The 12,864-nt window shown below is 68.1% G+C and carries 14 protein-coding genes; 7 read left to right on the forward strand and 7 right to left on the reverse strand.

The features are described from left to right. The 4 genes from minC (at position 1) to AC1G9L_RS16285 (ending at position 2,485) form a co-directional block, all read left to right on the forward strand. Complete coding sequence (gene minC, locus AC1G9L_RS16270) at positions 1-762, forward strand: septum site-determining protein MinC (protein WP_267095937.1); 762 nt, start codon at positions 1-3, stop codon at positions 760-762. 36 nt (positions 763-798) lie between these two features. Next, complete coding sequence (minD, locus tag AC1G9L_RS16275; protein WP_010340244.1) at positions 799-1,608, forward strand: septum site-determining protein MinD; 810 nt, start codon at positions 799-801, stop codon at positions 1,606-1,608. Between the two features lie 2 nt (positions 1,609-1,610). Continuing rightward, positions 1,611-1,868, forward strand: a complete 258-nt coding sequence (gene minE / locus AC1G9L_RS16280) for a cell division topological specificity factor MinE (RefSeq protein ID WP_010340245.1) — start codon at positions 1,611-1,613, stop codon at positions 1,866-1,868. A 125-nt stretch (positions 1,869-1,993) separates the two neighbouring features. Further along, entirely contained in the window at positions 1,994-2,485 is a 492-nt protein-coding gene (locus AC1G9L_RS16285; RefSeq protein ID WP_481069510.1) for a hypothetical protein, read from the forward strand. A 4-nt stretch (positions 2,486-2,489) separates the two neighbouring features. Here AC1G9L_RS16285 and AC1G9L_RS16290 read toward each other — a convergent pair whose 3' ends face one another. Further along, entirely contained in the window at positions 2,490-3,806 is a 1,317-nt protein-coding gene (locus AC1G9L_RS16290) for an ATP-binding protein (protein WP_019800359.1), read from the reverse strand. Beyond that, positions 3,796-4,497, reverse strand: coding sequence for a response regulator (locus AC1G9L_RS16295; RefSeq protein WP_019800360.1), 702 nt, complete (start codon positions 4,495-4,497; stop codon positions 3,796-3,798). The genes AC1G9L_RS16290 and AC1G9L_RS16295 overlap by 11 nt, the downstream gene beginning before the upstream one ends. A 304-nt stretch (positions 4,498-4,801) precedes the next feature. Here AC1G9L_RS16295 and AC1G9L_RS16300 point away from each other — a divergent pair, with 304 nt between their 5' ends. From AC1G9L_RS16300 to AC1G9L_RS16310, 3 genes are all read left to right on the forward strand, one after another. Next, positions 4,802-5,581 (forward strand): phosphatase PAP2 family protein, encoded by a 780-nt coding sequence (locus tag AC1G9L_RS16300; RefSeq protein ID WP_481069511.1) that lies wholly within the window; start codon positions 4,802-4,804, stop codon positions 5,579-5,581. Continuing rightward, positions 5,578-7,239, forward strand: coding sequence for a phosphoethanolamine transferase (locus AC1G9L_RS16305; RefSeq protein WP_481069512.1), 1,662 nt, complete (start codon positions 5,578-5,580; stop codon positions 7,237-7,239). The genes AC1G9L_RS16300 and AC1G9L_RS16305 overlap by 4 nt, the downstream gene beginning before the upstream one ends. A gap of 126 nt (positions 7,240-7,365) precedes the next feature. Continuing rightward, a complete protein-coding gene (locus AC1G9L_RS16310) occupies positions 7,366-9,354 on the forward strand; it encodes a M2 family metallopeptidase (protein WP_019800363.1) in 1,989 nt (662 codons plus the stop codon). Positions 9,355-9,481: 127 nt separating this feature from the next. Here the strand turns inward: AC1G9L_RS16310 and AC1G9L_RS16315 are convergent, their stop codons facing one another. The 5 genes from AC1G9L_RS16315 to AC1G9L_RS16335 form a co-directional block, all read right to left on the reverse strand. Next, entirely contained in the window at positions 9,482-10,831 is a 1,350-nt protein-coding gene (locus AC1G9L_RS16315; protein ID WP_481069513.1) for a Tle-like phospholipase domain-containing protein, read from the reverse strand. Continuing rightward, the gene (locus tag AC1G9L_RS16320; protein WP_019800365.1) at positions 10,828-11,418 is read right to left on the reverse strand and encodes a hypothetical protein; all 591 of its coding nucleotides are present in this window, start codon (positions 11,416-11,418) and stop codon (positions 10,828-10,830) included. Before AC1G9L_RS16320 ends, AC1G9L_RS16315 begins: the two co-directional genes overlap by 4 nt. Before the next feature lie 70 nt (positions 11,419-11,488). Next, a complete protein-coding gene (locus AC1G9L_RS16325; RefSeq protein WP_019800366.1) occupies positions 11,489-12,013 on the reverse strand; it encodes a hypothetical protein in 525 nt (174 codons plus the stop codon). 24 nt (positions 12,014-12,037) lie between these two features. Continuing rightward, positions 12,038-12,364 carry a hypothetical protein gene (locus AC1G9L_RS16330; RefSeq protein WP_481069514.1) on the reverse strand — a complete coding sequence of 109 codons (327 nt, stop codon included), beginning with the start codon at positions 12,362-12,364 and terminating at the stop codon, positions 12,038-12,040. A 54-nt stretch (positions 12,365-12,418) separates the two neighbouring features. Next, the gene (locus AC1G9L_RS16335) at positions 12,419-12,757 is read right to left on the reverse strand and encodes a DUF4189 domain-containing protein (RefSeq protein WP_481069515.1); all 339 of its coding nucleotides are present in this window, start codon (positions 12,755-12,757) and stop codon (positions 12,419-12,421) included. Between the last annotated feature and the right edge of the window lie 107 nt (positions 12,758-12,864).

Genomic DNA, 12,864 nt, shown 5'->3' on the forward strand with positions numbered 1-12,864 from the left:
GTGTCGTCGGTGAATCTGGACTTCGAGCAGGCCGGCGAACTGAAGATCGGCCAGGTCGGCATCGCCAACCTGCGCGTGCGCACGCTGGACGTGGCGCGGCTGAGCCAGGAGATGCGCGAGCGCGTGCAGCGCGCGCCCAAGCTGTTCGGCCGTGCCGCGGTGATCATCGATTTCGGCGGCCTGGCGCAGACCCCGGACGTAGCCACCGCGCAGGCGCTGCTGGACGGGCTGCGCGACGCCGGCGTGCTGCCGGTGGCGCTGGCCTACGGCACCCGCGAGATCGAGGAGCTGTCGGTGGCGCTGGGCCTGCCGCTGCTGGCCAAGTTCCGCGCGCAGTACGAGCGCTTCGATGGCGGCGCGCCCGCCGCCGCAGCGGCACCGGTCTCGCCGCCGCCCCCGCCCCCGCCTCCGCCCGCTCCGGCGGCGCGGCCGCAACCTGGGCGCATGCAGAAGAACGCGGTGCGCTCCGGGCAGCAACTGTACGCGGAGAACTGCGACCTGACCGTGATGGCCACCGTCGGCGCCGGCGCCGAGGTGATCTCCGACGGCAGCATCCACATCTACGGCACGCTGCGCGGTCGCGCGCTGGCCGGCGCCCAGGGCAACACCGAGGCGCGGATCTTCTGCCGCGATTTCCACGCCGAACTGGTCGCCATTGCCGGCCACTACAAGGTGCTGGACGATATTCCCAAGGAACTGCGTGGCAAGGCCGTCCAGGTCTGGCTGGAGCAGGACCAGATCATGATCGCCGCGCAAGACTGACGCGGCCCAACCTCGAACGTATCAGGAGATAGTCCTTTGGCTGAAATTATCGTTGTCACCTCCGGCAAGGGCGGCGTCGGCAAGACCACCACCAGCGCGAGCCTGGCCTGCGGGCTGGCGCGACGCGGCAAGAAGGTCGCCGTGATCGACTTCGACGTGGGCCTGCGCAACCTCGACCTGATCATGGGCTGCGAGCGCCGCGTGGTGTACGACTTCGTCAACGTGGTGCACAACGAAGCCACGCTGAAGCAGGCGCTGATCAAGGACAAGCGCTTCGACAACCTGTTCGTGCTGGCCGCCTCGCAGACCCGCGACAAGGACGCGCTGACCCAGGAAGGCGTGGAGAAGGTACTCAAGGACCTGGCCGCCGACGGCTTCGACTACATCGTCTGCGATTCGCCGGCCGGCATCGAGAAGGGCGCGTTCCTGGCGATGTACTTCGCCGACCGCGCGGTGGTGGTGGTCAACCCGGAAGTGTCCTCGGTGCGCGACTCCGACCGCATCCTCGGCCTGCTCGACTCCAAGACCCACAAGGCCGAGAGCGGCAAGAGCCTGCCCGCGTTCCTGCTGCTGACCCGCTACAGCCCGGCGCGCGTGGAAACCGGCGAGATGCTCAGCATCGGCGACGTTGAGGAAGTGCTCGGCCTGAAGGCGATCGGCGTGATCCCCGAATCCGGCGACGTGCTCAACGCCTCCAACAAGGGCGAGCCGGTGATCCTGGACGCCGAATCCCCGGCCGGCCAGGCCTACGAGGACGCCGTGGCGCGCATTCTCGGCGAGGAACGTCCGATGCGTTTCATCTCCGTGGAGAAGAAGGGCTTCTTCACCAAGTTGTTCGGAGGGTGAGCATGGGACTATTCGATTTCCTCAAGACCAAGAAGAACACCGCCGAGACCGCGAAGAACCGCCTGCAGATCATCATCGCGCAGGAACGCAGCCACCGCGGCGGCCCGGACTACCTGCCGCTGCTGCAGCGCGAGCTGCTGGAAGTGATCAAGAAGTACGTCAACATCGACGCCGACGCGGTCAAGGTGGACCTGGTCAAGGACGGCGAGCACGACGTGCTCGACATCTCCGTCGCCCTCCCGGAAGGGCCGACGCCCTGAGGCCGCGCGTCGGCCGTGGCAGCCGCCGCGGCTGACGCGTCGATCCGGGCCGGCGCCGCGACGCGCCCGCCTGCCGTGATCGGGCGCGCCCGCCGCGCCTTTTCCATCCCGACGACCTCCACACGATGCAGACCGACGCCGCCCTCCCCGCTGCCGCCGCCCAGGTGCTGACCGTAGGCGCGATCGGCCTGGACGCGCCGCGCGCGCTGCTGGCCGGCTACGGGCTGACCCTGCACCGCGTCGCCGACGGCGCCGCCATTCCCGGCAGCTACTGGGGCGAGCCGGAGGCCGGGGTGATCGCCAGCGACGTCTACGTGCGCGACGACACACCGGTGCATTCGCTGCTGCACGAAGCCTGCCACCTGATCGTGCTGCCGCCGCAGCGTCGCGCACAGGTGCATACCGACGCCACCGACTCGGTGGAAGAGGAAGACGCCACCTGCTACCTGCAGATCGTGCTGGCCGACGCCCTGCCCGGGGTGGGCCGCGAGCGGCTGATGGCGGACATGGACGCCTGGGGCTACACCTACCGGCTCGGCTCCACCCGCGCCTGGTTCGAGCAGGACGCCGACGACGCGCGTGCCTGGCTGGCGCAACGCGGGCTGCTGCCGGACTAGCCGGTCACGCCGACGCGGGCGACGGCGGCGACGCGCCGGGGCGCTTCAGCGCGCTGCTCAGGTCCAGGGTGGCACGTGTGCCGCTGCCGGCCAGCGAATCCAGGTGCAGCGCCCAGCCCAGGTGCTCGCACAGCCGCGCGATCAGGTCCAGGCCGATGCCGCTGCCCTCGCGGCTGCCGCCACCGCGCGCCATGCGCATGTAGATCGCGCTGATCTCTTCCGGGCTCATGCCATGGCCGGGATCGTCGATGCAGACCACGCCCGGCGCCGGCATGGTGATCTCGATGCGGCCCTTGTCGCTGTTCTCGATGGCGTTGCGCAGCAGGTTGCCGATGGCGACCTGCAGGATCGCCAGCGGCGTCTCCACCTCGCACGCCGGCAGCGGCGCCAGCGCCAGTTCCAGGCGCTTGTCCGCGCACAGGTGGCGGTGGTCCTCGACGATCTCCGGCAGCAACTGGTCCAGCCGCACCAGGTCGCTGCCGCGCGCCATCCGCGCCGGATCCTTGGCCAGCACCAGCAGCAGCGAGATGAGCTGGCCGACGCCGCTGGCGGTGCGGCGGATGCGCAGCAACTGGTTGCGCACGCTGGGCGGCACGTCGTGCTGCTCCAGCGCCAGCTCGGCGGCGCCGCCGATCACCGCCACCGGCGTGCGCAGTTCGTGGCTGGTGCTGTCGATGAAGGCGCGCTCGCGCTCCACGAACAGGTCGTTGCGCGCCAGGTAGTCGTTCAGCGCCTCGGCGATCACCACCTGTTCGGCGCTGGCGCGCGGATGCACCTCGATGCGCTGCCCGGGCCGGTCCGGGCGCAGGCTGCCGATGCGCTGGGCCATGTCGATCAGCGGCTGCACCACCCGGCCCATGCCCCAGGCCACCAGCGCGCCGAGCAGCAGCACCGCCACCGCGTTGGACACCAGCATCCACAGCGCCAGGTTGTCCTCGTGGTCGTGCAGTTCGGTGATGTCCAGCGCCAGGGCCAGGCGGCGGCCGCGCACGTCCTGCACCAGCACCACCTTCTCGCTGCCTTCCAGTTGCACTTCGTAGTGCAGGCCGGGGCCCAACGCCGCCACCGCCGGCGGCAGCGGCGCGCCGCCCTCGTCGCCGTACAGGCTCACGGTGCGCGTGTCGATCCAGCGATAGTCCGGGTCGGCCGCGCTGCGCGCCAGGAAGTGGTCCAGCTCGGAGGTCAGCAGCGAACGCCAGGTGAGCTGCTCGGCCTGGTCGTTGACGATGTAGCCATGCACGAACACCGCCAGCGACAGCAGCGCCGCGTAGCCCACCAGCCACAGGGTCAGCCGCTGCCGCAGGCCGGCCCTAGTCGGCATGCTCGCCCTCGTGGGGGCCGACCACCGCCAGGCGGTAGCCGATGCGCGGCAAGGTGTGGATCAGCTTGGCCACGAACGGACCATCGACGCTGCGGCGCAGGTCGTAGATGTGCGAACGCAGCATGTCCCCGTCCGGCGGCTCGTCGCCCCACAGCGCCTGCTCCAGGCGATCGCGGGTGACCGCGGCCGGGCTGGCCTGCATCAGCACCTCCAGCAGCTTGCGGCAGGCCGGGTACAGATGCAGGGTGCGCCCACCGCGGGTCACTTCCAGCGTGGACAGGTCCAGTTGCAGGTCGCCCACGCGCAGCAGCTTGCTGCGGCCGCGGCCGCTGGCGCGCACCAGCAGCGCCTCCAGCCGCACTTCCAGTTCCGGCAGCGCGAACGGCTTGGTCAGGTAGTCGTCGGCACCGGCGCGGAAACCGGCGATCTTGTCCGGCAGCTCGTCGCGCGCGGTCAACATGATCACTGGCACGTCGGCGTGGTGTTCCTCGCGCAGCGCGCGCAGCACCTGCTGCCCGTCCAGGCGCGGCAGCATCCAGTCCAGGATCAGCGCGTCGTAGCGCTGCGTGGTGGCCAGGTGCAGCCCGGTGACGCCGTCCGGCGCCGCATCCAGGGTGTGGCCGCGCACCTCGAAGTAGTCGAACAGGTTGGCGACCAGGTTCCGGTTGTCTTCTATGACCAGCAGCCGCATGGGCGCGCTCGAATTCGGGGGACGGACCCGCCCATGCTAGCGGAAGCGTGTCGGAACGAAGTCAGAACGGCCGCGCGCCCTTGATCGAATCTCGACAAAACCTGGAAGGAATCCCAACACGACGCCCTCAGGCTGGAATTCGCGCCGGCCACAGACGCCTATGGCCCGGCGCTTGCATCACCGCGGCCGTGCGCAACCTTCGCTGAAGCCCTGGTCCTCTCACCGGCAGTTCCGACAGCTATCCGACACCGCCAACCCGACCATGCCCCCACTTTCCCGCCGCCCCTGGCCGCTTTCGTCGACCATGATCAGTACGCCCCTGCGATTGTCCGCTGCGGCGGCGCCCGACCTCGGCGCGCGCCGGTACTTCTATCTCTCCCACCTGTGGATGCCGCTGGCGCTGGTGCTGTTGGCGAGCACGGCGCTGATGGGCCTGGGCGGGGATTTCTGGATCGCCGACCTGCTGTATCGCTGGGAAGGCGGACAGTGGGCGCTGAAGGATGCGGCGCTGACCCGTAGCCTGATCCACCACGACGGCAAGATGCTCAGCGCCGCAGCGTGGGCGGTGACCGCCGCGCTGGCGGTGTGGGCGTGGCGCCGTCCCGATGGCCGCCGCTACCGACTGCCGCTGCTGTACCTGTTGCTGGCGGTGGCGCTGAGCACCGGGGTGGTGTCGCTGCTGAAGTCGATGACCCACATGGACTGCCCCTGGGACCTGACCCGCTATGGCGGCGAGCGGATCTTCGTGGGCCTGTTCGAGACCCGCCCGGCGGGCATGCCGCGCGGGGTATGCTTCCCCGCCGGTCATTCCAGTGCCGGCTATGCCTGGGTGGGGCTGTACTTCGTCGCGTTGGCGCTCAAGCCGGCCTGGCGTTGGCCAGCGCTGGCGATCGGCCTCGGGGGAGGCTTGCTGTTCGGTCTCGGCCAACAGCTGCGCGGCGCGCATTTCATGTCGCACGACCTGTGGACGCTGGCCCTGTGCTGGGCCGTGGCACTGGGCCTGTACCGGGCGATGCTGTGGCCGCGCGCGACCTCGCCGCAGGCCGATCGACGCCCCTCCACCTTCAACGATGCCGCCGCATGAGCCGATCCGTCGCACCGCCCTCGCCGTCCACCGCATCCCGTGCTCGCTGGTGGGCCTGGCGTCCGCAGTTGAGCAACGAGATGCTGGCGCTGGCGGCCAGCGCGTTCTTCGCCCTGGCCTGCAACGGCATGTTCTGGCGCAGCGCGATGAGCGGCCACGCCGGCGACATCAAGCTGGCGCTGTCGCTGTTCCTGCTGTTGCTGGCGGTGCACGGCCTGCTGCTCGGCCTGCTGCTGTGGCGCGGCATCGCCAAGCCGGTGCTGACGGTGCTGCTGATCACCACCGCGTTCGCCGCGCACTACATGAACAGCTACAGCGTCTACCTGGACGCGGACATGCTGCGCAACGTGCTGGCCACCGACCACAAGGAATCGCGTGAGCTGATGACCCCGGCGCTGATCGCGCCGCTGCTGTTCTACGCGGTGCTGCCGATCCTGGTGCTGTGGCGGGTGCGGCTGATCCGGCGTTCGCCGCTGAAGGCGCTGGCGATCCGCGCCGGCTTCCTGGTCGGGATGCTGGCGCTGGGCGGCATCGCTGCGATGCTCTCGTTCCAGGACCTGTCGGCGATGATGCGCAACCATCGCGAGATCCGCTACCTGGCCACGCCGATCAACTACCTGGTCGCGCTGCGGCAGAACTTCAAGTCCGACAGCCCCACGCGCAAGGCGCCGAAGCTGCCGCTGGAACACGACGCCAAGGCCACCGCGCGCGCGCCGGGCAGCAAGCCGCGGCTGCTGGTGGTGGTGCTGGGCGAGACCGCCCGCGCGCAGAACTGGGGCCTCAACGGCTATGCGCGGCAGACCACGCCGGAGCTGGCCAAGCGCGACGTGATCAACTTCCCTGACATGCACTCCTGCGGTACCAGCACCGAGGTGTCGGTGCCGTGCATGTTCTCGCCGTTCGGCCGCCACGACTACAACGAGAGCAACATCCGCAAGCACCAGTCGCTGCTGCACGTGCTCGAACACGCCGGCATCAGCACGCTGTGGCGCGACAACCAGTCGGGCTGCAAGGGCGTGTGCGACGGCCTGCAGATCCAGCATCTGGACGACGCCAAAGATCCGCAGCTGTGCAAGGACGGGCGCTGCATGGACGAGATCCTGCTGCAGGACCTGGCCGCGCAGGTGCGTGCCAAGCCCGGCGACCGCGTGGTGGTGCTGCACCAGCTCGGCAGCCACGGCCCCAGCTACTTCGAGCGCTACCCGGCCGCGTTCCGCCGCTTCACCCCCACCTGCGACACCGCCGACCTGGGCAACTGCAGCCGCGAGCTGATCACCAACGCCTACGACAACTCGCTGCTGTACACCGACCACCTGCTGGCGCGCACCATCGACACGCTGCAGGCCATGCCCGACTACGACACGGCGATGCTCTACCTCTCCGACCACGGCGAATCGCTGGGCGAGAAGGGCCTGTATCTGCACGGCGTGCCCTATGCGATCGCACCGCAGGAGCAGACCCACGTGCCGATGGTGATGTGGTTCTCGCCTGGCTTCGCCAACGCGCGCGGCCTGGACCTGGCCTGCCTGCAGGCGCGGTCGCGCCGCTATGCCGACCAGGACAACCTGTTCCCATCGGTGCTGGGCCTGATGCAGGTCAGGACCGGCGTCTACGACCGCTCGCGCGACCTGTTCGCGCAGTGCACCAGGCCGCAGTGACCGCGCGCCCACGGGTGCTCATGGCGTGACGGACCAAGGCGGCGCGGCGAACGGCGTGCCGCCCGAACTTGCGGCGGTGCGGGCGGGCCACTAGCCTTCCGGGCAATCGCCCTGCAAGGATTCGCCGTGACCCTCCGCTCTCCGCTGCTCGCGCTGTGCCTCGGCGCGAGCCTGCTGACGCTGTCCGCCTGCCGCAAGGAACCCGCGGCCGACACCGCCGCCCCCGCCGCTGCACAGCCCGAGGGCGAAAGCGCCGACCAGTTCGTCGCGCGCATCAACGAGGAGTACCGCGCGCTGCTGCCCGAACTGACCGCGGCGCAATGGCTGTCGGCCACCTACATCAACGGCGACAGCGAGCGGCTGGCGGCCAAGGCCAACGCGCGCTGGCTGACCACGCTCAACGGCTGGATCGCGCAGGCGCGGCGCTACGACGGCAAGCCGATGTCGGCCGACAGCGCCCGCGCACTGCGTCTCCTGCAGCAGATGACCGCGATGCCGGCGCCGCGCGATCCGGCGCGGCTGGGCGAACTGGCCGCCCTGGCGACGAAGATGGAGGGCGCCTACGGCGCCGCGTCCTACTGCACCGGCGAGGGCGATGCGCGCCGTTGCCGGCAGTTGGGCGAACTGGAGGACGTGCTGCGCCGCAGCCGCGACTACGGCCAGCAACTGGACGCCTGGCAGGGCTGGCACGCCGCCGTGCAACCGATGCGCAAGGACTACCAGCGCTTCGTCGAACTGGTCAACGAAGGCGCGCGCGACATGGGCTACGCCGACACCGGCGCGCTGTGGCGCAGCGGCTACGACATGCCGCCCACGCAGCTCGCCGCCGAGACCGACCGGCTGTGGACCCAGGTCAAGCCGCTGTACGAACAATTGCACTGCTACGCGCGCGGCAAGCTCGACGCCGAGTACGGCAAGGACAAGGGCGAACTGGCCGGCGGCCTGCTGCCGGCGCACCTGATGGGCAACATGTGGCAGCAGGACTGGAGCAACCTGTGGGACCTGCTGCAGCCCTACCCCGGCGCTGGCAGCCTGGACATCACCGACGCGCTGGAGCGGCAGTACCAGGGCAACCTGAGCGCGGCACTGGCGCGGCGCAACGGCGACACCTCGCCGGAAGCGCGGTTCATGGCCCAGCGCGAGGCGCAATTGCTCAGCGCGCGGCAGATGACCGAGCGCGCGCAGGATTTCTACACCTCGCTGGCCATGCCCAAGCTGCCCGACACGTACTGGACGCGCAGCCAGTTCATCAAGCCGCTGGACCGCGACGTGGTCTGCCACGCCAGCGCCTGGGACATGGACATGGCCGGCGACGTGCGCACCAAGATGTGCGTCAAGCCGAACGAAGAGGACTTCACCACCATCTACCACGAACTCGGCCACGTCTATTACGACCTGGCCTACAACCCGCTGCCGCCGTTGTTCCAGGGCGGCGCCAACGACGGCTTCCACGAAGCCATTGGCGACACCGTGGTACTGGCGATGACCCCGCAGTACCTGCATTCGATCGGCCTGGTCGACGCGCCGCAGGTCGGCCGCGAGGCGCTGATCAACGCGCAGATGCGCATGGCGTTGAGCAAGGTCGCGTTCCTGCCGTTCGGGCTGATGATCGACCGCTGGCGCTGGGGCGTGTTCGACGGCTCGATCGCCCCGGACCGCTACAACCAGGCCTGGTGGGAGCTGAAGGCCAAGTACCAGGGCGTGGCACCGGCGACACCGCGCGGCGAGGACTTCTTCGACCCCGGCGCCAAGTACCACGTGCCGGCCAACACGCCTTACACGCGTTACTTCCTCTCGCACATCCTGCAGTTCCAGTTCTACAAGAGTCTGTGCGACGCCGCCGGCTACAAGGGCCCGCTGTACGAGTGCACCTTCTACGGCAACAAGGAAGCCGGGCAGAAGTTCTGGTCAATGTTGCAGCGCGGCGCCAGCCAGCCCTGGCAGGCCACGCTCAAGGAACTGACCGGCAACGAGCGCATCGACGCCGGCCCGCTGCTGGAGTACTTCGCACCGATGCAGGAGTGGCTCAAGCAACAAAACCAGGGGCGGATGTGCGGGTGGGAGGTACCTGCGGCAACGCGACCCACTGCAGTGCCGGCGCAGAAGCAAGGTTGACGCGGCGCGGCGGCCGCAACGCCGAAGCGCAGCCGTCAGGACAGACAGTGCAGGTAGGCGCGCAGAGGAGATCCGCGACCTGCAGATCAGTCAGGCTGGAAAAGAAGCCGCGACATGCCTGAAGTGCTCATCGCGTCCGTGCAGACACGTGCTGCGCCTCGCTGTCGGCCTGCGGCAAAGCGAGCGCCGCCCCGCCCTTGACGGGTGAGGCGATCGCCTCTTCCGGTCGCGATGGCGCCACAGACAGATCGACCTTCACCCGGAACCCCGGCGTAGACCCTTCGATCCAGGCGCTACAGCCGTCGACCATGACGTGCTTGATCTGCTCGGGCCGCGTCATGCCGTCGCGCTGGGCCTGCGCCGCGGCATGCCTCAGCGTGGCATCCGGCGTGGCGGCCGGGAATCGCGCCTTGATGGCACAAAACAGCGGGTCTTCGTCGCGCACTGCCGCCCCTTGCTCCGGTACCTTCAACGGCACATGCCAACCCTGCGGCGCGTGGGCGTCCTTCTTCGGCAGATGCAGCCGCTGCATGTGCTCCGACCATTCCGGCGCGCTGATGCCCTGCCGGCCTTCGCCCGCCGGCAATGGCCCGCGCAATTCGTTGACGGCGTCACCGGCCAGCCCACGCACGCCGCGCGCCAGAAGCGTGGTGCCGATCCGCATGGACTCGACATCCTCGCGGTACCTGCCGATCATCGGCGCGTCCTGCGCGGCGCGCTGCTGCGCCGCTGGATCTTCCAGTACGGAGCGGTCGGGCCGCCCATTGCCGTCCACCGGCAGGAAGTTGTGCATGCGGTGCGACTCGACGATCAACCCGCCGACCGCACTGAAGGGGTTGCGTGCGTCCCAGCCGCCCTTGCTGTTGTCGTAGCCGGCGCGCTGCAGCGTGGCGACTTCCTCGGGCGTGGCGTAGATGCGGACTTGGCCGTAGTGCCGGCTGGCCGCGCTGACGGGATCGCCGGCCATCACGTGGTTGATGACATCGGCGCCGCCTTCGGGAATGCGGCGATCCAGGCTGACCGCGCCGTAGGCGTTGAAGGTTTCACCCTTCAGGCCGAAGTGGTGCGCCGTGACCTGCGCGAGATCGCCGCCCAGGGAGTGGCCAGTGACCGTAACGGCCGGCCTATGCCCATCTCGCTGCGCCTGGCGTTCGGCCAACTCCAGCGCGTGCCTGGTGAACTGGATCGCATCTGCCACCTGCGCGTTGTGGCGAGTCGCCACCATCCCGCCGTCGACTCCGAGCCCGTCAAGCAGCGGTTGGCGATCGAATTCCGTCCCGCGGTGAGCCACCACCAGTTCGCCGGTGTCCATGCGCTGGTACAGCATTCCTTGGTAGCCCGACGGACGGTCTACATACTCCAGGCGCTTGTACAGGACGCCACCGATATCTACCGCCTTGGAAAGGCGCCCAGTCTCCTGCGGCTGGTCGTAAACGTCACGGGCAAGCGCAGCATACTGCTGGCTCGTCAGGCTCACGGGGCCACCTCGCGCGCCGTCAAAGTGACCTTGAACAGTTGATCTTTCAGATCGGCCTTGAACTGATCCGGATTTCTGTGGCCCGAGTCCGGATAGTTCTCCATCACATCTCTGGGATAGCCACCTTTCCAGAAGTACGTCGCCACGCTTCCGCGCCCCAACACTTCATCTTTCAACAGCGTGGGCTGAAATCGGGTCTCTCCGTCGTTCCCGGTTGCGCTCAGCGTGATGTCAACGCTACCCAGCTCAAACCGGCAGACACCCCTCCCGTAGTAGTCCGCATCCACCATTCCATCTGCATGGATGGTCGCCACATAGTTGATGTCATCCACCTTCTGAAATTGGATCGGAATGCTGTCTTCCTTCCGTTTCGTGGACATGCCCAGCACCGGATCCACCGGCGCGCACGCGTCTCGGTTGACCATGTCATAGAACGTGGCACCCGAGACGTATCGGAACGGCCCAGGCGCGCCCTCAATCGTCATCGTGATCCGATACGCCTGCGTCGGATGCGGATTCTTGCGGTACACCGGGTCACCATGGGCGTCGACATGAGGATTGGCGGCATTCTCCGTGGCAGTGTTCATCGGGTTGCATCCTGTCAACAACAGCAGAAAGGAAAGAGCACAGGGAATCTTGGCTTTCACGGAAAGGATCTCAGGCCACGAGGGTGCGCCGCGCGGCGTGCTCGGCGGCAGCGAGGGCGTCGGTCAGCCGGCGACAGCCATGGCGCACGTGCAGGCGCTGCATCAGCAACAGAGCGATCAACATCAGCAACGACAGACCCAGTTCCGGCACCTGGATGAAGAGCGGCAGGGAACCGGGAAGGGCGACGGCCGCTAGCGCCGACAACCACATCAGCAGGGTCATCCCGGCGACCTGCAGGATGGCATGGCACAACTGCCTGGACTGCACCGTGCGCTTGCCACCGGAGCGTAGGCGCCACCAGGCGCGCGACGCGCGCACGACCAGCAGCGCCAGCATGCCCACCATGCCCAGTTGCAGCAGAGCACCCAACACCGCCAGCGCCTGGGCCATCAGCAGCGCTGCGCCACCCGCATGACGGTAGGCCAGCGCAGCCATCCCGGCGGTGAGCAGCAGTGCAAGCAGCGCCGTGGTCAGCAGCGCACTCGTGCGCCGCACGCATAGCTGCCACTCCTTCGACCACAGCACGTGGGACATGTCACGGCTCCTGCATCGACCAAGTCAGGGAACGGCAGCGCTGTCCTGCACCACGGAAGAGCGCGGTGTCGCCGCCGCTGACCCCATCTTCCCGCTCGTGAACGCATGGGGGCAGACACGCGCATACATCGCCGACGAGTACGCGTTGTAGCAGTACGGATTGGTGACGGTGAAGGCACCCGTTGCGGGATTGATTGGCGCCCAGCAGTCGCTGGGCACGCCGATCGTGCAGAAGAGAAACGGATCGTTGTCGTAGTACGGAATGAACTCGTAGTACCCGTCGGTCTGCGCCGACGAGGGCAACGCCATCACTGACAGCAGCGCCAGGGGAAACAATCCACGCTTCTTCACGACCCTTTCTCCTTGATGGGTTACCAATCTCCCAGCCCCGCTTGAGGCCAGGCATCAATAGCGTTTGAAAACCGCCTTGGAACATGCGGTGTAGATGACCTTGCATTGCATGCCGGTGACCGAGTGATTCTCTCGCTCGCAACGCTCCATCGCGACACCGCTGGCTGCTTCTTCGTCGCCTGCCGCGGCGAAACTTGTCGGTCCATCGAGGTACCCTTTCCCCCCCACTTGTGGCTCCGCGACGGCAGCGCACTGGTTCTTGTAGACAAAGCCAATCCTGCAATCCTTTACGCCATTGGAGACGCATCGTTTAAGCGCGTCAGCCTCCGCTTCGGATTTCGACGCTTTGCCTGTCGTCACCCCAAAGCTGTTCCAGCCGTCGCCAGCGCCCATCGCAATGGCACCCCAGGTCTTGACCCAGTAGCCAGTCGGCCGGGGAGACCCCTGCGGGGCCGCCTGATTCTGCGAAATCGGAGCACAGCCCGCCGCCCCCTGGCCAC

It is taken from the genome of Xanthomonas sp. NCPPB 1132 (assembly GCF_056629235.1).